At 46.4% G+C, this 20,691-nt stretch carries 16 protein-coding genes; 4 read left to right on the forward strand and 12 right to left on the reverse strand.

Annotated elements, in window-relative coordinates; all coding sequences use genetic code 11:
- The coding region (locus ACWYU8_RS00005) for a Calx-beta domain-containing protein (RefSeq protein ID WP_457516032.1) at positions 1 to 2,153 on the reverse strand (2,153 nt) is incomplete at its 3' end.
- Positions 2,154 to 2,554: 401 nt separating this feature from the next.
- Between ACWYU8_RS00005 and ACWYU8_RS00010 the strand changes: the two genes are divergently transcribed.
- The 3 genes from ACWYU8_RS00010 to ACWYU8_RS00020 all read left to right on the forward strand — a co-directional run bounded on the left by ACWYU8_RS00010 (position 2,555) and on the right by ACWYU8_RS00020 (position 4,988).
- Complete coding sequence (locus tag ACWYU8_RS00010; protein ID WP_457516036.1) at positions 2,555 to 3,871, forward strand: TolC family outer membrane protein; 1,317 nt, start codon at positions 2,555 to 2,557, stop codon at positions 3,869 to 3,871.
- Positions 3,872 to 3,873: 2 nt separating this feature from the next.
- Positions 3,874 to 4,485 (forward strand): OmpA family protein, encoded by a 612-nt coding sequence (locus tag ACWYU8_RS00015; protein ID WP_457516038.1) that lies wholly within the window; start codon positions 3,874 to 3,876, stop codon positions 4,483 to 4,485.
- A 149-nt stretch (positions 4,486 to 4,634) separates the two neighbouring features.
- Positions 4,635 to 4,988, forward strand: a complete 354-nt coding sequence (locus tag ACWYU8_RS00020) for a DUF2750 domain-containing protein (RefSeq protein WP_444492712.1) — start codon at positions 4,635 to 4,637, stop codon at positions 4,986 to 4,988.
- Positions 4,989 to 5,117: 129 nt separating this feature from the next.
- Here the strand turns inward: ACWYU8_RS00020 and queC are convergent, their stop codons facing one another.
- Both queC and queE read right to left on the reverse strand, forming a co-directional pair.
- A complete protein-coding gene (gene queC, locus ACWYU8_RS00025) occupies positions 5,118 to 5,813 on the reverse strand; it encodes a 7-cyano-7-deazaguanine synthase QueC (protein ID WP_457516040.1) in 696 nt (231 codons plus the stop codon).
- A gap of 14 nt (positions 5,814 to 5,827) precedes the next feature.
- Positions 5,828 to 6,478 (reverse strand): 7-carboxy-7-deazaguanine synthase QueE, encoded by a 651-nt coding sequence (gene queE / locus ACWYU8_RS00030; RefSeq protein WP_457516682.1) that lies wholly within the window; start codon positions 6,476 to 6,478, stop codon positions 5,828 to 5,830.
- A 165-nt stretch (positions 6,479 to 6,643) separates the two neighbouring features.
- Here queE and ACWYU8_RS00035 point away from each other — a divergent pair, with 165 nt between their 5' ends.
- Positions 6,644 to 7,453, forward strand: a complete 810-nt coding sequence (locus ACWYU8_RS00035; protein WP_457516042.1) for a Cof-type HAD-IIB family hydrolase — start codon at positions 6,644 to 6,646, stop codon at positions 7,451 to 7,453.
- 131 nt (positions 7,454 to 7,584) lie between these two features.
- Here ACWYU8_RS00035 and ACWYU8_RS00040 read toward each other — a convergent pair whose 3' ends face one another.
- From ACWYU8_RS00040 to prpB, 9 genes are all read right to left on the reverse strand, one after another.
- Complete coding sequence (locus ACWYU8_RS00040; RefSeq protein ID WP_457516044.1) at positions 7,585 to 8,280, reverse strand: hypothetical protein; 696 nt, start codon at positions 8,278 to 8,280, stop codon at positions 7,585 to 7,587.
- A 639-nt stretch (positions 8,281 to 8,919) separates the two neighbouring features.
- The gene (locus tag ACWYU8_RS00045) at positions 8,920 to 10,083 is read right to left on the reverse strand and encodes a threonine/serine ThrE exporter family protein (RefSeq protein WP_457516046.1); all 1,164 of its coding nucleotides are present in this window, start codon (positions 10,081 to 10,083) and stop codon (positions 8,920 to 8,922) included.
- 110 nt (positions 10,084 to 10,193) lie between these two features.
- Complete coding sequence (locus ACWYU8_RS00050) at positions 10,194 to 11,654, reverse strand: NUDIX domain-containing protein (RefSeq protein WP_457516047.1); 1,461 nt, start codon at positions 11,652 to 11,654, stop codon at positions 10,194 to 10,196.
- 274 nt (positions 11,655 to 11,928) lie between these two features.
- Positions 11,929 to 12,411 carry an N-acetyltransferase family protein gene (locus ACWYU8_RS00055; protein WP_457516049.1) on the reverse strand — a complete coding sequence of 161 codons (483 nt, stop codon included), beginning with the start codon at positions 12,409 to 12,411 and terminating at the stop codon, positions 11,929 to 11,931.
- A 181-nt stretch (positions 12,412 to 12,592) separates the two neighbouring features.
- Complete coding sequence (locus ACWYU8_RS00060; protein WP_457516050.1) at positions 12,593 to 14,470, reverse strand: propionyl-CoA synthetase; 1,878 nt, start codon at positions 14,468 to 14,470, stop codon at positions 12,593 to 12,595.
- Positions 14,471 to 14,526: 56 nt separating this feature from the next.
- Complete coding sequence (gene prpF, locus ACWYU8_RS00065; protein WP_457516051.1) at positions 14,527 to 15,723, reverse strand: 2-methylaconitate cis-trans isomerase PrpF; 1,197 nt, start codon at positions 15,721 to 15,723, stop codon at positions 14,527 to 14,529.
- 9 nt (positions 15,724 to 15,732) lie between these two features.
- Complete coding sequence (gene acnD / locus ACWYU8_RS00070; RefSeq protein ID WP_457516053.1) at positions 15,733 to 18,327, reverse strand: Fe/S-dependent 2-methylisocitrate dehydratase AcnD; 2,595 nt, start codon at positions 18,325 to 18,327, stop codon at positions 15,733 to 15,735.
- A 186-nt stretch (positions 18,328 to 18,513) separates the two neighbouring features.
- On the reverse strand, positions 18,514 to 19,656 hold the full coding sequence (gene prpC / locus ACWYU8_RS00075) for a bifunctional 2-methylcitrate synthase/citrate synthase (protein ID WP_457516055.1): 1,143 nt from the start codon (positions 19,654 to 19,656) through the stop codon (positions 18,514 to 18,516).
- Positions 19,657 to 19,786: 130 nt separating this feature from the next.
- Positions 19,787 to 20,683, reverse strand: a complete 897-nt coding sequence (prpB, locus tag ACWYU8_RS00080; protein WP_457516057.1) for a methylisocitrate lyase — start codon at positions 20,681 to 20,683, stop codon at positions 19,787 to 19,789.
- Positions 20,684 to 20,691 lie beyond the last annotated feature (8 nt).

Consider the following 20,691-nt stretch of genomic DNA (forward strand, 5'->3'; position numbering starts at 1 on the left):
TCGGTTGAGGTGTTGAGCCTGACGGTCACATCAATATCGGCCGCTGCCGTCAACTTAACGGTATACACCGCGTCGGTACCTTCATTCACGCCCACGCTGTCTTCCACGATATACACGCTTGGACGGTCATCATCCGGATCTGGTCCAGGACCACTGCCGTCATCCACGATGGTCGCAAGGCCTGTGTCGCTGCCCTGAACGGCACCAATGCCGGTCACGGTGACGCTGAAATCTTCCGCGCCCTCGTAAACCTCATCCTGAACGGAGGCAATCCGCAGATCAAACTCGGTCATGCCCGCTGGCACAGTGACCATGCCATCCACCGGCACACTCACCCAGCCGGAGCCGGTGTTGTATTCCAACGTACCCAAATCACCCGCTTCGGTTTCATCTGGGTTCAGCGCCAACTGCACCTGCACCGCTGCTTCTGAGGCGTTGCTCAACGACACCGTAAAGGTCGCGGTGTCGCCTTCATTAATAGTGCCCGCATCTGTGATAGAGACGCTTGGTCGGTCATCATCCGGATCCGGTCCAGGACCACTGCCGTCATCCACGATGGTCGCAAGGCCTGTGTCGCTGCCCTGAACGGCACCAATGCCGGTCACGGTGACGCTGAAATCTTCCGCGCCCTCGTAAACCTCATCCTGAACGGAGGCAATCCGCACATCAAACTCGGTCATGCCCGCTGGCACGGTGACCATGCCATCGACCGGCACACTCACCCAGCCGGAGCCGGTGTTGTATTCCAACGTGCCCAAATCGCCCGCTTCGGTTTCATCCGGGTTCAGCGCCAACTGCACCTGCACTTCGTCTTCCGACGCATTGCTTAATGTCACGGTAAAGGTCGCGGTGTCGCTTTCATCCACCGTGCCTGCATCGGAGATCGAGACCGTCGGACGGTCATCATCCGTTAGCGTGCCATCGTCCACGATGGTCGCCAGACCGGTATCTGTGCCCTGAACGACACCCAAACCAGTGACGGTGACTCTGAAGTCTTCCGGTCCTTCATACACCTCGTCATCGATGGTCGCAATGCGCACATCAAACTCGGTGAGCATGGCCGGCACGGTGATAATGCCGTCCACAGGAACACTCACCCAGCCGGAGCCGGTGTTGTATTCCAACGTGCCCAAATCACCCGCTTCGGTTTCATCCGGGTTCAGCGCCAACTGCACCTGCACTTCGTCTTCCGACGCATTGCTTAATGTCACGGTAAAGGTCGCGCTGTTGCCTTCATCCACCGTGCCTGCATCGGAGATCGAGACCGTCGGACGGTCATCATCCGGCTCTTCTCCCGGTCCACTGCCATCATCTAAAATGGTCGCAGTGCCTGAAACGGGTGCTTCTTGATCTGGGGTTATACCCGTCAATGTAAAGGTCTCCGGACCTTCATAAATATCATCATCAACACTGTCTAACGTCACCGTAAATGACTGCTCACCGATTGGGATAGAAACAGTGAACGTCCCATCTTCGTTGACTTGAATTGGTTGAGTCGTGCCATCTGACAGCGTTACTAATACCGTGGTATTTACGTAGTCAACGCCATTCTCACCAGCGGCACCGCCCACTGCAGAGCCATCACCCAAAGAAAATTCAATATCCGTAATGACTTCGGTTGCCTGATCCAAAGTAACTTCAAAAGAGACTTGCTCACCTTCGTTGACGGTTGGGCTGGATATTTCTTGAATCACCACCTCAGCAGTTGGTATTACTTGAGGGTCAGGCGTCTGCGGCTGAAAAATGTTCAACAGAGTTCTGACTTGCGTGCTTGAGAATCCTGTTCCGTTAATGCCAATTGTCTCAAAATTGGTATTGGCAAGTAGTTCTGCACCAGTTCGGTTGATTACACCAGTATTCTGGGGACTTGACCCATTAACACCACCAGCTGCAGTTGCAAAATCTTCTCCGAGTTGAGTCGGGTCTTGTCCTTGTGAAACAGCTTCAATCAGAGCGGTAATGTCATCTGTGACATTTATCGAGCTACCTTGTGGTGTGACTTGCTCTACAACCAACTCCGAAGTATCTGAAACTTCCTCAATTATTAATTCACCGGGCTTAGGGGACTCTCCTTCTGCAAGGGTTCTAATATTCCCATCAAGCCCAATAACTACTATGCTGCCCATCAAAGAGCTCAAAGTTACTCGTTCCATACCTACCTCGCCCCACTTCAAACTAATTCAAAAGTTTGTCACCTTATAATTTACGACTATAGTTTAGTCAAAATCATCATATTTTTCGTTGTATGTTTAGTGCTTACAGTACTTTAGGACTCTAGGGGCAGGGTCTTAAAAATGCGCGAAAAAGCACGTAACTTTACATTCTATGATGTTGAAAATTCTGATTTTTTAATAGAACTTACGTAGTAGGCAGCTAAGCAACTTCTGTCCTATGTGCTAAGGTTTATATAGATATATTCATGAATTTTCTAAGTAAAAGCTTAGGTTTAACAGTAGGTTGATCTATTCATTACTCAAGCACTGTTATTTATAGCGTTCTGTCTCACATGTGAGATAAAACAACAAAAAGAAACACGATTTTTAGGAGAAATACCGTGAAATGGAACCGATTCAAATACGCTTGTTGCTGTAGCTTAATCGTGTCTATACCTGTTTTCGGTCAAACGTTAGAGCAAGCAGTGACATTGACGTTACAAAACAACCCAGATATTAAAAGCGCTTTCAACGAGTTCACGAGTAAACGGTACTTGAATGATGCGTCATCAGGGGCTTACCTGCCATCCATTGATTTGGATGCTGGTATAGGTTACGAAGGACTGGATCCGTCTGATCAGGTCCTTCGGGGAGACACTGACTACACCAGAAAAGAAGCGTCCGTAACACTGACCCAATTAATTTGGGACGGAAGTGCGACGCTCAACGATATTGACCGTACTGCTGCGGATGCAGAATCGGTGAGATTCCAACTTCTCGCTGATGCGTCAGACAAGGCACTTGAGGTCACTAGAGTATATCTGGAAGCCGAACAAGCCTACGAGGTATTAAAACTGTCTGAAGATAACCTTGCCGTTCACAAAGATATCTATGCAGACATTCAAAAACGCGTCACATCAGGTATCGGATCAACCGCTGATTTAACTCAGGTTGAAGCCCGTATCGCAAAAGCACATGGTAATCTGGCGGCAGCGCAAAATAACTTATATGACACCCATACCTCGTTTACCCGCTTAGTCGGACAAACACCGCAGGGGTTAATCTTTCCAAGAGCAGACCAAAATTTTATTCCGTACACAGTCGATGAAGCGTTGAGCACAGCCTACGCACTCCACCCTGTGATTCAAATAGCTCTGGCTGACGTAGACTCAGCTAAGTTCCAGTACAAACAATCTAAGGGCGTCTACTACCCTACGATTTCAATTGAAGCATCACAAACATGGCGTGATGATGCAGATGGTCTTAAAGGGAGAAGTGATGAAACGTTAGCCATGCTTCGACTACGTTATAACTTGTTCAATGGCGGCAGTGATGTCGCTAATGCGAATAACTTCGCCTACCAACTCAATAAGGCGAAAGACTTACGTGAAAGCGCCTACAGAAACGTGGAGGAAGGGCTGAAGCTTTCATGGACAGCACTTGACTTGACGGTACAACAAAAAGAGTTTTTGTCCGATCATGTTGATTCAGCCTCTCAAACCGTAATTGCTTATGAAAAACAATACAGAATCGGTCAGCGAACACTCCTTGATTTGCTGAATACGCAGAATGAATTGTTTGAAGCACGTAAAGATTACCTTGATGCTAAATATGCCGAACAGTACGCAAAATACCGCGTAATGAATGCAACAGGTCAGCTTCTCAGTGCATTGCGAGTCGACGTACCGCAAGAATGGCTAGATAAAGTGGAGTACTAATTATGAAATACATAACTATTATTGCACTCTCATTCGTTGTAGCCGCTTGTGCATCCGATCGCGGGGACGAATATGAGTACATTGATACCCCGATTGCCGAGCAAAGCGCTGATCACCTTGACGATGACAGCGACGGTGTTATCAACGAAAGAGATTTGTGCCCAGGTACTCCCGAAGGGTCAGAAATTGATAACGATGGTTGTGGATCTTACGAAAACACATCCGAAAAAATGCAGCTTCGTGTTTTGTTTGCGAATGACTCAGATGTAATTAACCCAGTATTCCAAAAACAGATTCTGGATCTTTCTAAATTCTTGAAAGAATACCCTGAAACCTCAATTGAAATACAGGGTTACGCAAGCCGTACGGGAACTTCAGAGCACAATCTGGATCTTTCCAAGCGCAGAGCAGAAAACGTCCGAAACGAATTACTACGAAATGGCATTAGTCCATCTCGAGTAACCATCGTTGGATATGGCGATACTGTTTTAGCAACATCGGGAACGGATGAAGTGAGTCATGCTCAAAACAGACGTGTCACTGCAACGGTCATCGGTTATAAAGGGGCGGTTAAAAAAGAGTGGACAGTCTTTACAACATTGCCAAAAAACTAACCACACTTTCCCCAAGAAAATGAAACCGTTATTTGTCTAAAGGAGCTTCGGCTCCTTTTGTTTTTAGCAGCAAAGCGAAACCGTATTATGCTTTAGGAAAATGCGCTTTAGTGTTAATCTAGCCACGTCATAACAATGAGAGTTTTGAAATGAGCAAACTTACATCAGATATCCAAGCAAACCTTGATCTTTTCGTTGCAGAAACCAAAGAAAACCAGTTGGTTTGGGGTCTGCGCAACGAGGAAGGTTGGCTATCTTGCGATTCGACCGAATTCGAAAATAGTGAAGTTATGCCTTTCTGGTCTTCTAAAGAAGATGCAGAAGCACATAACGTTGAAGAGTGGGCTGATTTCAATGTCCTGGAAATTCCTCTGGATATTTTTGTCGAGGATTGGCTTCTTACTCTCGCAGAAGATGGCGTTCTTGTTGGAACAAACTGGAACGATCAGCTAGAAGGCAAAGAAATGGAGCCACAAGATCTAGCGAAACTTTACGTAGACTAATGATGAACCCCCTGCTCATAGTGCAGGGGGTTATTATTTTATTACTTTTGAGCTTTTTACTTCAATTTACTTCAAATAGTGACAAAGTATGAGTTTATGGTCATAGTAAAAACAGAGGCATTGTAAGCGTTACGCTTCAGAATTCTGCTTTTGAACCAACGACTGCATAACAACCTCTTTGTTATTCAGGTAATCGTCTAACCCCGCTTTACGCAGGTCACACGAAGGGCAGTCACCACAACCATCCCCAATAATGCCGTTGTAGCACGTGAGTGTATTTTCACGAACCATTTGCAACGCATCGTATTGGTCTGCAAGCGCCCAAGTTTCTGCTTTGTTTAACCACATCAGTGGCGTTTTGATCGTTAATTGACGATCCATACCTTTCACCAAGGCGGTATTCATTGCTTTCACAAAGTCGTCACGACAATCAGGGTAACCGCTAAAGTCCGTTTCACATACACCAGTGATAACCGTATCTGCGCCAATCTGGTACGCATAAATACCCGAAAGCGTCAAAAACAGGATATTACGACCCGGAACAAAAGAGTTCGGTAAACCGTTGTCTTGTAATTCATGCGAGACAGGAATGTCATCACGGGTCAGAGAGCTGATCGCCAGTTCGTTCAATAAACCTACATCCATAACTTTGTGTGCCGCAACACCAAGATCTTTAGCGAGCTTCTGAGCAACCTCAATCTCTAGCTTGTGACGCTGACCGTAGTCAAAAGTAATTGCATGTACTTCATCAAACTCTTTCAATGCCTGAACAAGACAGGTAGTTGAATCTTGTCCACCACTAAAAACAACAACGGCTTTTTTCATGTTACTCTCCGAGCTTAAGCAATACTTAGGTATTTATGAGTTTGAATCGACAATCGCCAATTACGAGCAATACACGTCTCAATACACAATTGAGTCGCACGCGGTTTCTGGCTAATCGGTTGTAAAGCGATGATCGTCTCAGGTGCAATTTCCGCTGAAGCTAATAGCCCATCAAGATGGTCAATATCTTTCTGGGTACCAACCGGGTGCTTGATTTCATTGGCTCGCTCCAGTGCACTTTTCAGTACAGGCAGTTTGCCTTTCATCGCAACTTTAGGTGACACTGTCACCCATGTTTTTTCTGTAGTTACGACTTCTGACGTACCACTGGTCTCAATCTGACACTGGCACCCCATATTTTCAAAAGCTTGTGCTAACGGGCGTAAATCATAAATACACGGCTCACCACCAGTAATCACGATATGCTTCGCATTGAAACCTTGCTTTTTATATTGCTCTACGATGTCATCAGCCGATGCCACACACCATGTTGGTGAATCTTCCGTCTTAACCAGAATATCGCCAATCGAACGCTGGTCTTCTTCTTCCGCATCCCAGGTCTGCTTAGTGTCACACCAAGAGCATCCAACCGGACAGACTTGAAGGCGAACAAAAACAGCAGGAGCACCAGTAAAGACCCCTTCACCCTGGATGGTTTCAAACATCTCATTTAGCTTATACAACGCAGAACTCACTTTACTCATAAAAACTTCGAGGCGGAGACCTTAATGGAGAGGCGTGCCTAGGTCAATTCAAACCAAAAATTAATTGTTAAAATAGTCCATTTTGTAGTTACATACTAAGGTTCCCACTTTTTAAGGTAAGTACAAATGTATAAATTGATCGCCCTGGATATGGACGGCACCTTGCTAAACAGCAAAAAAGTAATTTCAGAAGAGAACAAACAAGCGATTGCTAAAGCTCGTGCAGCAGGTGTCACAGTCGTTTTGGCATCAGGTCGCCCGCTAGAAGGCATGCAAGATAAGTTAGATGAGTTAGACATTCGCTCAGACAAAGATTTCGTTCTTTACTACAACGGTTCAATGGTCAAAAACATTGGTACGAACGAAATCATCCACCAGCAGATCATTGATGGTAAATCGGCAAAATTAGTTGCTCGCAAAGCAAAAGAACTTGGAGCCTACGTACACGCGTTTAGTCAGGTTCACGGCTTGATCACCACCGAAAACAACCCGTATACGGATATAGAAGCAAACATTAATGGTCTTGACGTCACAGAGATGTGTTTTGATTCGCTGGAAGATGATCACCCTATTATTAAAGCTATGATGGTTGCCGAGCCAAGCAAACTCACTGAAGTGATCGCTGCATTACCGTCGGAATTACGCGAAACCTTCACTGTGGTTCAAAGTGCCGCCTATTTCCTCGAATTCCTTAACCCGTCAAGCAACAAAGGGATTGGTGTCGCGGCGATTGCCGAATACTTAGGTATTCAAGCAGATGAGGTAATTTGTATGGGAGATGCCGAGAACGATCACCATATGCTAGAGTTCGCAGGTTTGGGTATCGCGATGGAAAACGCCATGGAAGAAACTAAAAAAATTGCTGACTACATTACCGAGAGTAACGACAATCACGGTGTGGCAAAAGCCATTGAAAAGTTTGTTCTGAAGGCTTAATACCAAAAAGCTAGAAATTACGCGACAAGTGCGCATCACGCCAGTGTTGAACTGAAGTGAAAAGCGCACTTTTCAAGGAAAATAATGGGGGGTTTCCGGACTTGGCTTCACTCACCTCACATTAGTACAACTCAACGAAAGATGGTTTGATACTCACCAGTATTTTTATTGATGACATGCTGTTCTTGCAACTGCTCATTTTCCTCGTCATCATCTGCCCAGTAGCCATCATAATTGTTCACACAAGTCATTGAATCGCCATTATCCCAGGCACTGGAAACGGATACTTTACCAACAGTCATACCATGTACCTTCAAGATACCTGCGTACTTTTCGGCAAAATTCAGACAGAACTTTATCTGCTCCTCTTTAAGTGCTTCACGTTTTGCTTTCTGCTCTCGTTCTCTTTTAGCGCTTTCTTCACGCTCTCGTTCCGCACGCTCAAGACTTTGCAGCCTTTGTTCTACAACCGCCACTTCCTTGGTCAGTTTTTTTAATGTCGCGTTCTTATTACTACCACTAAACTTTTGGTGTAAAAGGATATCGGAACTTTTAGCATAAGCAATGGCGTAACCATTATCGGAATTGCCTGCGAGGCTACAAGTGAGAATGCCGTCCTGAAAATCTTCGGCAACGACCGGTAATTCATTCGAAACTAGTGATGACAATGAAAATGAAGGCTGAAACTCAGTATCCTGAGCAACAACTCGTTTACCGAGATCCTGACATTGTTCTATATATTCAGTCGATAACGTGGGATTACTGGTAGGCGTAGTTACACATCCAGCGAGGCCGAACAACACGATCAAGGAGATGATTTTTTTCATATTATACAGTATTTACCTAGCGCTACTCGTCCAGAAATTTGAACCCAATGCTTCTACATAAAGCTTTACCGAAGATGAACACTTTACGTTTCCTATCCTCAATTTTCACTCAACATTATTTTACTTTTATCCATGAACATTGCACCAATATTCACTCAAGCCATGAGTGAAACCTTCATGAATCATTTGGTACACGATGAAATGGAGTCAGAATTCAATTTCCGCATGTAGTCGAGAGATAACAGATCTTATCATATTCGCCTCTATGCTAGGTAATGTCTAAGGCGAATATGTCACTGCAATAGTATTACTGCCCCTTCTCCACTTAATGCGTAAAAGCCTACAGATGGTTGCTAGAAATTACAAATATATTTGCTATTGAAACGGATTCAAAGCGTTACTAATCCTGTTTGATCTCTCAGTTCCAGCGGTACGTTTTGCAAATGACAATTCGATGACAAACCAACGTCACGTAATCAAAATCGCATCAGTTAGTGTCACTCTTCTTTGATGAGAACTACTGTGGTGAGAACTACCGCATATGATTGATAAACTATCAGATGTTGTTGTCCGGAGATAATGGAAAGAGCCCTACTCTAGATAAACGCTGTTTCTAGAATAGGGCATTGATTCGGTGCGTTAGCGTTCAATCTTCGGGGAGTAAATCGAATATGCCGTTATTTGTCCTGCAACAATGGCGGAAAACATAAATAATGCCGACAATCCAATGCTGGGAATCGGCAAGATAGATTGCTCAAACACCGACTGACTCGCGCTGATAAGTACGCGACTGCCGGGAACCAGAATAATAATTCCCTGGACGATGTAGATTGAGCCTGTAAGCTCCATTTTTTTAGCCACCCAGGTTCCATAGAGCGTGATAAGCACGGTAGTGACCCAAGTGCCAACAACCCATCCTGCATCGAATCCCATATAAAATGGCCCCCACATGCCTAAAGCGGCCACAGGTAAACCGAGCAGGATGTCTTTTGGTCTCGCGTTAAATAGGATACTAAGCGAAATTGAAATCAAGAACAGACCGAAAATGTGCATCATAAATGGCACTTCATTCTTGTAAGTCGTCGCAGGTGCCTGCCCCCAAATGGCTTCACCAATATTTAAACCAATAACGATCCCGACAAAGAGCTTGATAAGAGTCAAAAAACTTTGGCCTAATAAACTGGTGCCGGAAACTAAATCGTTAAACGCCAGACACTCCAACGAGTTAGCAATCGATAAGCCAGGAACAAATAAAACAATCGCGGCAATACATAGCGCCCAAACAGGGATAGGTAATCCGGTACTTGCCAGAAACGCGACGATAACACCAGTGACTAGTGCGGAAATAAATTCAACCGCAATAGAGCGTCGGGAGTGACACACTCGCTGGCATCCCCAAATCAAAAAGCCAAGCATGACCGAAATGAACACCGCTTCAAGCGTACTTCCGACCAGCATCAGATAGGCAGGTGGAATTCCCATATTGGCAAGTGCAATAACCCAAGTAGGATAACCTTTAGATTCTGGTACAGGCTCAGAACTCGGTTGGTTTATGCGAATAATCGTATTCGCCAACAAACTAAGGTTTATTGATGCAGGCTTTAAGCGCTTCATAACCACAGCATTGTTGTCATCAGGAAACTGATAGTTGATGCTGGTTGGTGTAGCCTGAATCATGACATCGACGCCGTGTTTCTGTGCATAAAACTGAGTGTATTTTTCAACTTTATAAGGGGCGCATCCACTACGGTGAAGTGTGTCGCCAATCTCAACAATTTTGTCGATTCGATACTGTGACGGCATGGTATGAAAATGTGGTTAGATCAAAGTGGCGCAAAGGTATCAGAGAGTACTGACTAAGACGAGAAACATCGCATTATTTATTCAGATCCCAGTTAAAAAGTGTGATAAAGCTACTTGTTTGAAACGCTCCTGTTAGAACTGCAAACAAGGCGCTTTTCGTAAGTGAGCTTTCGCGCCAGTTGAACAAACAACAGCATCAGCAAAGGGTAATGAAGAATCGTAAAGACTAAAGACCAAAAGCCGCTATACGAAACGGTAGTTGCAGCGTACAAATATAATCGATGAACCAGCACCAATACCAACGTTAGGAAGATCATCTGCCTAGGCTCTATCTGAACCTGCGCCTTGTCGAATGTCATTACTAAGCCCGAAGCAGTAATCAAAACAGCCAGCCAGCAACCAAACACGGGTAATGGCCAAATGGCCGCTATGACTGCACTGGCCCCCGTTATTGCCAACCAAACCCCTTTTGATGTGAGCAGCTTATCAACATTTATCTCAGGGTTGGTTTCCAAACGTAAAATATGCCAGGAGACTAAAATACCTAATAGCGCACCGAACAGCATATCTAAAATAAACGCGCTACCCAGAAAAAACTTAGCGAGAATAATCACAATTAGTGAGCATGTGATAATCCCCGTGGTGGCATTTAAGCCAAAGCTACCCGCTCTTTGCAGCAAAAGTGTGAATACACAGCACCAAACCGCAATTGGTAAACTCGGGAAGCTATAACCACTATTGTGCGTAAGCTCTAAGGTAGGCACATACACATGCGGCTGAGGTAACGAAAACCCCTGCTGAGCCACCAGTACCAAGATCGAAGTTGCAGCAATAGCAAAAAACAGTCGGTAAACGAAGTGGCTACCGAATCGCATCATCACGAACGGAAACAAAAATAGTAAAATGACTGGCATCGTTAACTCTGTGGCCAGCTCGCTAAACTGATACACCGCTAGAAAACTGTTTTCTGAGATTGATCCCACCCAGCTTTGAAACTCAGTCAACCAAGTCAACTCGATCTGACGAAACGCTGGTGCCGAATCAATCAAATGATGAACATAATTAACAGGTTGGAACGTCGCATCATCGAAGTATCGAACGATGTCTTTCCATTGAGAGGGATAGCGATATAAGGATTGCGGCAATTGCTCCGGAGACAATAACATTGCCGATGTCGTTTCAACCCCATAGTGAGGTGCGAACCACATCGGCAGTTCGTGTCCATCCAGCGAATTATTCATCGAAAAGGCGATGATTTCTGAATCTGAAACACAATCATAAAAGACGGCCGTGTCAGTTCGCCCTAACTCTTGCCCGACTGTAACAACCAAACCGGCCTCTTCCCAGGTTTCCCGTTGAGCAGCTACCTTTGGTGACTCACCTTCGATTATGGTTCCGCCGGGCAGTGAAATTCTATTTGTTAGTATTTCGTGCACTAGAACGAGTTTATTGTCTGCACGTATGATACAAAGAGCGCCTTTTACTCCCTCAGAAAATGGTTTTGCCACTGTTACCGGAGAAATAGCGTACAACACTGAGCAGAACGTGAGGAAAAACAACTGTCTCAACACAAAAAGTAACCTTTAAAGATACGGATAATAGCCAACTGGTCGTGGCTGAAAATTGGCTAATGGTTGATTGCAACGAATTGTCGTCTCATGCATATATGACATAAGATCGAATTCAATCGAGATAAAACTTAGTTTCACCCTGACAATTTGCAGGCATCGCGTGCAATATGGCCTCGATTGTGACAGCTATATGACACTAATGTCTGAAAAACTTGCCCTTAATTTATACATTCTCACATTTGAAACGTCACTTAAGTACGTCTGTAGCGTTGTTCTAACTGTGCCTTAACGGCTTTCTCAAGCAGTGAATATGAGGCCCAAAGCCTTGCTTTTGGTAGAGTGACAGCGCTTGTTGGTTAAAATCCCACACCTCTACAAACATCTGTTTTGCTCCGTACTGGATGAAAGTTGATTCAATTTCTTCAAGTAAGGTTTTGGCTACACCTTGTTTCCGGTATTCAGGTAGCACATACAATTCATCCACGCTGCCCATCATGACAGGGTTACTTACCACTGATGTGAGTTCGCCAAAGTGCCCCGAGACAAAACCAATGATTTCGTCGCCTTCTTTCGCAACGTAAACCAGGCACTCAGGATGATCGATATAGCGAGCAATGCTCTTTTCCTGCTCAATTTCTTCCGCCGTTTTAAATAGATCTGGCGATTGGACATGATGTTCATCGTGCAAATCGAACATAAGATCATTGAGACTTTCAAGATCGTCAATACACGCTGGTTTGATTAAAAATGCTGACATACAAAGGGCTACCAATAATTCAACTCATGTAGTTTGTGGGTAAAGACCGAGGATAGCAAGTATCTGCAATAGTAATATGACGCTTGATTGCTTATTCTTGCTACTGCCAGATAGATTCAAACAAAAAACCCCTGCATCTCTTGGAAATACAGGGGTGGAACACAAGAGTTATGACGATTATTTAGCGACGCAATACGCGCTCAATCTCGCTCAGACTCGTTGGATCATCAATGGTAGATGGTACGGTATATTGTTCACCATCAGCAATTTGACGGATGGTTCTGCGTAAAATTTTGCCCGAACGTGTTTTCGGTAAGCGATCGACCACTAGCGCATGTTTAAAACAAGCAACAGCACCAATCTCATTTCTCACCTTACCGACAAGCTCGCCCTCTAGCGCTAATTCATCGACTTTCACGCCATCTTTAAGCACCACGAAACCAAGCGGCAGTTGCCCTTTCAGCTCATCGTGGATACCAACAACCGCACACTCTGCGATAGCTGGGTGACCGCCAACGATCTCTTCCATTTCGCCTGTGGACAAACGGTGGCCCGCGACGTTGATGACATCATCAATTCGACCCATGATGAACAAGTAACCTTCTTCATCAAGATAGCCGCCATCTCCCGATACATAGTAGCCCGGGAACTGGCTTAGGTAACCGGATTCAAAGCGATCATGGTTACGCCACACCGTTGGTAAACAGCTCGGTGGCAACGGGCGTTTAAGCGCGACAAAACCTTGTTGATTAGCCGGGACTGGCTCACCAAGTTCGTCGAGTATTTCCACCTGATAACCCGGAATTGGCTTGGTAGAAGACCCCGCTTTTACAGGCATCATTTCAATGCCCGTTGGGTTACCCGCAATTGCCCAACCTGTTTCAGTTTGCCACCAGTGATCGATGACTGGTTTGTCTGCTTTGCTTTGCACCCATTCAAGCGTAGGAGGATCTAATCGCTCACCCGCCATAAAAATGGTTTTCAGGTTCGACAGATCATATTGCTTTAAGAACTCAGCTTCAGGGTCTTCTTTCTTAATCGCACGGAACGCTGTCGGAGCTGAGAACAAGGCATCCACTTTGTACTCATCACATACTCGCCAGAATGCACCAGGGTTTGGTGTTCTCACCGGCTTACCTTCAAACAGTATCGTTGTACATCCGTGAATAAGCGGAGCGTAAACAATGTAAGAGTGACCCACTACCCAGCCAACATCTGACGCAGCCCAGAATACACCGTCCTTTGGCATGTTGTAGATTGCACTCATTGAGTACTTCAGTGCTACCGCATGACCACCGTTATCGCGTACAACCCCTTTTGGTTTACCGGTCGTACCTGAGGTGTAAAGGATGTAGAGTGGATCCGTTGCTAAAACAGGAACACAAGCATGTGGAAGCGCTTGGCTGTATTCTTGTTGCCAATCCAAATCTCTTTCTTGATTCAGCTCAGCTTCACATTCTGGACGCTGTAAGACAAAGACTTTCTCAGGCTTCCAACGGCTATCCATGATGGCTTTGTCCACCATTGGCTTGTATGGAATGATTTTGCTGATTTCGATACCGCACGATGCCGTCATGATGACTTTAGGCTCAGCATCTTCGATGCGTACCGCCAGCTCATTTGGCGCAAAACCACCGAACACCACCGAATGAATAGCGCCCAGACGTGCACAGGCAAGCATCGCCATTGCCGCTTCTGGGATCATCGGCATGTAAATGACGACGCGGTCGCCTTTTTCAACACCTTGACTAGACAACATACCTGCAATTTTAGCGACTTGGTCGCGCAGCTCACTGTAGGTGTAGGTCTTTTTATTACCTGTTACAGGTGAGTCATAAATAAGGGCAGCGTTGTCACCTCTGCCTTGTTCGCAATGGTAATCCAGTGCTAACCAAGCCGTATTCATCACCCCATCAGGGAACCAGCGCTCAATACCATTCTCATCAGTTTTCAATATGGTTTTTGGAGACTCAAACCAATCAATGTTCTCCGCTTGGGCGCGCCAAAAACTCTCCGGTTCGTTTTTCGCCCATAAGTATTCTTTTTCGTATGAAGACATATCGCTTCCTCCAGTATGTCCTGACATTGCTCTCGTTCTATTCAAAGACCATTTTTTCATTCAAAGACATCGGAGGGTACACGCACAAATCCCTCCATCAGTATTCTCGCACTTCGACTCATGATGGCTTTCTGAACCACCCAGCCTTGTTCCGTTTGCTTCGCTCGAGCACCAACTTTTAACGTTCCTGACGGATGGCCAAAAGTCACCGACTCTTTTTCGCCGCCACCAGCAGCCAGGTTCACCAGCGTTCCTGGCACACACGCTGCTGAAGCGATAGCGACGGCTGCTGTCCCCATCATCGCATGGTGAAGTTTGCCCATCGATAGCGCGCGAACCAACACATCGATATCCGTATCATTTACCGCTTTGCCACTTGAAGACAGGTAGCTTTTGGGTTTCGAGACAAAAGCAATCTTTGGCGTATGTTGGCGTGTCTGAGCTTCTTCAAGATCTGAAATCAGCCCCATTTTTAACGCGCCATGCGCACGGATCGATTCAAACATCGCCAGTGCTGCGTCATCATTGTTGATGTCGTCTTGTAGCTCAGTTCCCTGATAGCCAATAGACTCTGCATCAATGAATATGGTTGGTATACCAGCATTAATGAAGGTCGCGTTGAAAGTACCCACATCAGGCAGTACCAAATCATCGACTAAGTTTCCGGTCGGGAACATGCTGCCTTCCCCGTCAGCAGGGTCGACAAAATCCACTTGAATCTCTGCGGCTGGGAACGTCACGCCATCCAGTTCAAACTCTCCGGTTTCTTGCACGAATCCATTGACGATTGGTACGTGAACCAAGATAGTTTTGCTGATGTTCACCTGCCAGACACGCACAATCACAATCCCATTTTCAGGAATACGATCTTGTGGGATCAGGCCAGCATGAATTGCGAAAGGACCCACTGCCGCAGACAAATTGCCACAGTTACCACTCCAGTCTACGAATGGCTTATCGATCGACACTTGGCCAAACAAATAATCAACGTCATGATCGGCTTGGCTACTGCGCGAAACAATTACCGTTTTACTGGTGCTTGAGGTTGCGCCACCCATACCGTCGATTTGCTTTGCATAAGGATCCGGGCTGCCGATAACACGTAACAACAGATTGTCACGTGCGGCTCCAGCCACTTGCGCTTCTTGAGGCAAATCTTCGAGGTTGAAAAAGACCCCTTTGCTCGTGCCGCCACGCATATACGTCGCCGGCACTTTGATTTGGCTCATTTGATTCGGAGTTTTGTTTTCCATAACCACTCCTTATTGCGCCAAGAAATCTTGCGCGAAACGCTGCAGTACACCACCCGCGTTATACACGTGAACTTCATCAGCGGTGTCTAGACGACAGGTAACAGGAACATCAACTTTCTCGCCGTTGCTGCGTGTGATAACCAGGGCTAAATCAGCGCCCGGCTTAATCTCGCCAACTACGTCGTAAAGTTCCGTACCATCCAGTTCTAGCGTATTGCGGTTAACACCTGGTTTGAATTGCAGTGGCAGTACGCCCATACCAACCAAGTTAGTACGGTGGATACGCTCAAAGCCTTCAGCAACGATTGCTTCTACCCCTGCCAATCGAACGCCTTTTGCAGCCCAGTCACGAGATGAACCCTGACCGTAATCCGCGCCAGCTACCACAATCAGTGGTTGTTTACGGTTCATGTAAGTTTCAATTGCTTCCCACATGCGAACAACCTGACCTTCTGGCTCAATTCGAGCTAGAGAACCCTGTACCACTTCGCCGTTTTCTTTCACCATTTCGTTGAACAGTTTCGGGTTAGCAAAGGTCGCACGTTGCGCCGTTAAGTGGTCGCCACGGTGAGTCGCGTAAGAATTAAAGTCCTCTTCAGGAACGCCCATTTTCGCTAGGTATTCACCTGCCGCACTGCTCGCCATGATCGCGTTCGATGGTGATAGGTGGTCAGTCGTGATGTTGTCACCAAGCACCGCTAAAGGACGCATGCCAGACAGCGTTCTTTCACCCGCTAGCGCACCTTCCCAGTAAGGAGGTCGACGGATGTAAGTACTCATCGGACGCCAATCGTATAGCGGATTCGAGTTTTGCGCCGCGTCATCCAGTTTGAACATCTGGATGTAAACCTGGTTAAACTGCTCGGGTCTAACGTGTTTACCGACAACTGCATCAATCTCTTCGTCGCTTGGCCACAAATCATTTAAGTAAATTGGTTTACCATTTTGGTCGGTGCCAAGTGAATCACGCTCGATATCAAAACGAATCGTGCCAGCTAATGCATAAGCCACAACTAACGGTGGAGATGCCAGGAACGCTTGCTTCGCGTAAGGGTGGATTCGGCCATCAAAGTTACGGTTACCAGACAGTACCGCAGTCGCGTACAAATCGCGATCGATGATCTCTTGTTGAATTTTCGGATCCAACGCACCGCTCATACCGTTACAAGTCGTACATGCGTAACCGACAATACCAAAGCCAAGCTTCTCTAATTCTGGTAGTAAGCCTGCTTCTTCCAGGTAAAGACGTGCAACCTTCGAACCTGGAGCAAATGATGACTTCACCCAAGGTTTACGTACAAGGCCAAGCTCATTGGCTTTCTTCGCGACAAGGCCAGCAGCAACAACGTTTCGTGGGTTACTGGTGTTAGTACACGATGTGATAGCAGCGATGATCACCGCTCCATCTGGCAACTCGCCCTCTTTCTCTTCCCAAGCACCAGAAATGCCACGTTGTGCCAGCTCAGAAGTAGGCAAACGGCGGTGAGGGTTTGAAGGGCCTGCCATGTTACGGCTTACTGATGACAAATCGAATTCAAGTACGCGCTCGTAAACCGCAGTATCAAGATCATCTGCCCAAAGGCCTGTTTGTTTCGCGTATTTCTCTACTAAATCGACTTGTTGATCATCTCGGCCAGTCAGTTTCAGGTAGTTGATGGTCTGTTCGTCAATGTAGAACATACCCGCTGTTGCGCCGTATTCTGGTGTCATGTTGGAGATGGTTGCGCGGTCACCGATAGTCAGGTCTCGTGCACCTTCACCAAAGAATTCAAGGTAAGAAGAAACAACACGCTCATTACGTAGGAACTCAGTGATCGCCAAAACGATATCCGTTGCAGTAATGCCCGGTTGACGTTTACCCGTCAGTTTTACACCAACGATATCTGGCAGACGCATCATCGATGGTCGGCCAAGCATTACAGTTTCTGCTTCCAGACCACCCACACCAATCGCGATAACACCAAGCGCATCAACGTGCGGGGTGTGACTGTCGGTACCGACACAGGTATCAGGGTAAGCAATGCCCTGCTTCGCCTGCACCACTGGAGACATTTTTTCCAGGTTAATTTGGTGCATGATGCCGTTACCAGCAGGAATCACGCTGACGTTTTCAAATGCGGTTTTACACCACTCGATAAAGTGGAATCGGTCTTCATTTCGGCGCTCTTCAATCGCGCGGTTTTTCTCGAATGCGTCTGGTTCAAACCCTGCGTGTTCTACCGCAAGTGAATGGTCAACGATAAGCTGAGTTTCAACCACAGGGTTTACTTTTGCAGGGTCGCCGCCCTGATCAGCAATCGCATCACGCAGACCTGCTAAATCGACCAGTGCAGTCTGGCCAAGAATGTCATGACAAACGACACGTGCAGGATACCAAGGAAAATCTAGATCGCGCTTGCGCTCAATTAGCTGTTTGAGACTGGCTGTCAATGCGTTTGGGTCGCAACGGCGTACGAGCTGCTCGGCAAGAACTCGTGAGGTGTAAGGGAGCGTTTCATAAGCTCCTGGAGAAATACTATTTACGGCTTCGCGGGCATCAAAAAAATCAAGTTGAGTCCCCGGAAGCGATTTACGATAGTGGGTATTAATATTATTTGTGCTCATGGTTTGCTTCCATTCAATCTGTACATCTTGACCTTCTCCCCATCACTCTAGAAACGTTACTCTAGAAAAGTTGTTTGGAGACCTGATTGGAGAACTTTTTGAGATGTAGTCATTCTAGTAACGTTAGTGATGAGAAATACTCCTTCCCCTGTGTGGAGAGAATCGCACAGAGGAAGGAGTAACGCGCTAGCGTTTTTCGATAGGCACCCAGTCCTGATGGTCTGGACCTGTGTAATCCGCACTTGGACGAATAATTCGGTTATTCGCACGTTGCTCATACACGTGTGCCGCCCAGCCAGTTAAACGGCTCATCACGAAAATCGGCGTGAACAGTTTGGTCGGAATGTCCATAAAGTGGTACGCCGATGCATGGAAAAAGTCAGCATTACAGAACAGACCTTTTTCACGCTTCATCACTGATTCAACACGCTCAGATACCGCATATAGGTGCGTGTCACCCACTTGCTTCGACAGCTCTTCTGACCAGCGCTTGATCAACGCGTTGCGAGGGTCGCTTTCGCGATAAATCGCATGGCCAAAGCCCATTATCTTGTCTTTGTTTGCCAGCATTCGCATGATGTTCGCTTCTGCTTCATCTGGCGTTTGCCAATCTTCGATCATTTCCATCGCAGCTTCGTTTGCACCACCGTGAAGAGGACCACGAAGCGTACCGATTGCGGCAGTCACACAAGAGTGGATGTCAGACAGTGTTGATGCACAAACGCGTGCTGCGAATGTTGACGCGTTAAACTCATGCTCTGCGTAAAGAATCAATGAACAGTGCATAACTTGTTTGTGTAGAGCTGTTGGCGCTTTATCTGTGAGCAGTTTTAAGAAGTAACCACCGATGCTGTCTTCCGTCTGATCTTCAGTGTCAATTCGAACACCATCATGGCTATAACGGTACCAGTAACAGATGATTGCCGGGAACAGCGCTAGCATACGCTCAGTGGATTGCAGTTGCTCATCAAAGCTCATTTCCTGCTCTAGGTTACCCAACATAGAACAACCTGTACGCATCACATCCATTGGGTGTGCGCTGGCAGGGATTAGCTCTAAAGCTTGCTTAAGCTCGGTTGGTAAACCGCGAAGGCTCAACAGGTGCGTCTTATACGCATCGAGTTCTTGTTGATTAGGTAAGTGACCGCGTAACAGCAGGTGCGCCACTTCTTCAAATTGAGCATTATTGGCAAGGTCAGTGATATCGTAGCCGCGATAAGTAAGACCTGTTCCCGTTTTACCGACAGTACATAAAGCTGTGCTTCCAGCGCTTTGACCACGTAGACCTGCGCCGCCTAACTCTGCTTTCTTTGCTTCAGTTTGAGGCATTGTTTGAACTCCTTTTCTGTCTGGCTTTACTCTCTTTGGAGTGTTTTTATTCACCAGACAATTTTCACGTTATTGGATTGTAAATTCCGATTATCTTTTCTTGGGCTTCCGTTTATTCTTTACTTCCCCGCTATTTTCCTTCTGAGAATAGCTGGTCAAGTTTGTCTTCGTAATCGTGGTAATTCAGGTGCTGATACAGCTCTTTACGTGTTTGCATTGAATCAACCAGCGCTTCCTGATTACCCACTGCCAGAAGGTGTTTGTAAACCGTTTCAGCAGCTTTGTTCATCGCACGGAACGCACTAAGTGGGTAAAGCACCATATCCACTTTCGCTTTCGCCAGTTCGTCACAGCCATACAGCGGTGTTGCGCCGAACTCAGTAATGTTCGCCAGAATAGGAACATGTTTGCCGGTCGCTTGCTCAAGCGCGTTAGAGAATTGTAGGTATTGGTCAAGCTTGGTCATTGCTTCCGGGAAGATCATATCCGCACCTGCTTCTACACAAGCAATCGCACGTTCAATCGCGCTGTCCATGCCTTCAACCGCAAGTGCATCAGTACGAGCCATAATCACGAAACTTTCATCATTACGTGCATCAACCGCAGCTTTCACACGGTCAACCATCTCTTGCTGGCTAACAATCGCTTTGTTCGGGCGATGACCACAACGTTTTTGCGCAACCTGGTCTTCCATATGTACCGCTGCCGCACCCGCTTTTTCCATTTGCTTGATAGTACGAGCGATGTTAAATGCGCCACCAAAACCTGTGTCGATGTCTACCAGTAGAGGCAAATCACATGCGTTTGTAATGCGGTCAACATCAACCAGTACGTCGTTTAGAGTAGTAATCCCTAAATCTGGCAGTCCGTAAGAGGCGTTTGCAATGCCGCCACCAGATAAGTAAATCGCTTGATGCCCCAGGTTTTTCGCCATCATGGCGCAGTATGGGTTGATAGTGCCGACGATTTGTAGCGGATTGTTTTGTTCAATGGCGAGTCTGAACTTCGCCCCTGGAGATAAACTCATGACACTTT

The sequence above is a fragment of the Vibrio limimangrovi genome, assembly GCF_054064025.1.

Bases quoted from the DNA above. Each gene is read 5' to 3' on its own strand.
- ACWYU8_RS00035 (WP_457516042.1), top strand. From the start codon at position 6,644: ATGTATAAATTGATCGCCCTGGATATGGACGGCACCTTGCTAAACAGC.
- ACWYU8_RS00015 (WP_457516038.1), top strand. From the start codon at position 3,874: ATGAAATACATAACTATTATTGCACTCTCATTCGTTGTAGCCGCTTGT.
- ACWYU8_RS00055 (WP_457516049.1), bottom strand. From the start codon at position 12,411: ATGTCAGCATTTTTAATCAAACCAGCGTGTATTGACGATCTTGAAAGT.
- prpF (WP_457516051.1), bottom strand. From the start codon at position 15,723: ATGGAAAACAAAACTCCGAATCAAATGAGCCAAATCAAAGTGCCGGCG.
- ACWYU8_RS00020 (WP_444492712.1), top strand. From the start codon at position 4,635: ATGAGCAAACTTACATCAGATATCCAAGCAAACCTTGATCTTTTCGTT.
- ACWYU8_RS00045 (WP_457516046.1), bottom strand. From the start codon at position 10,083: ATGCCGTCACAGTATCGAATCGACAAAATTGTTGAGATTGGCGACACA.
- ACWYU8_RS00060 (WP_457516050.1), bottom strand. From the start codon at position 14,470: ATGTCTTCATACGAAAAAGAATACTTATGGGCGAAAAACGAACCGGAG.
- ACWYU8_RS00040 (WP_457516044.1), bottom strand. From the start codon at position 8,280: ATGAAAAAAATCATCTCCTTGATCGTGTTGTTCGGCCTCGCTGGATGT.
- queC (WP_457516040.1), bottom strand. From the start codon at position 5,813: ATGAAAAAAGCCGTTGTTGTTTTTAGTGGTGGACAAGATTCAACTACC.
- queE (WP_457516682.1), bottom strand. From the start codon at position 6,478: ATGTTTGAAACCATCCAGGGTGAAGGGGTCTTTACTGGTGCTCCTGCT.
- acnD (WP_457516053.1), bottom strand. From the start codon at position 18,327: ATGAGCACAAATAATATTAATACCCACTATCGTAAATCGCTTCCGGGG.
- prpC (WP_457516055.1), bottom strand. From the start codon at position 19,656: ATGCCTCAAACTGAAGCAAAGAAAGCAGAGTTAGGCGGCGCAGGTCTA.
- prpB (WP_457516057.1), bottom strand. From the start codon at position 20,683: ATGAGTTTATCTCCAGGGGCGAAGTTCAGACTCGCCATTGAACAAAAC.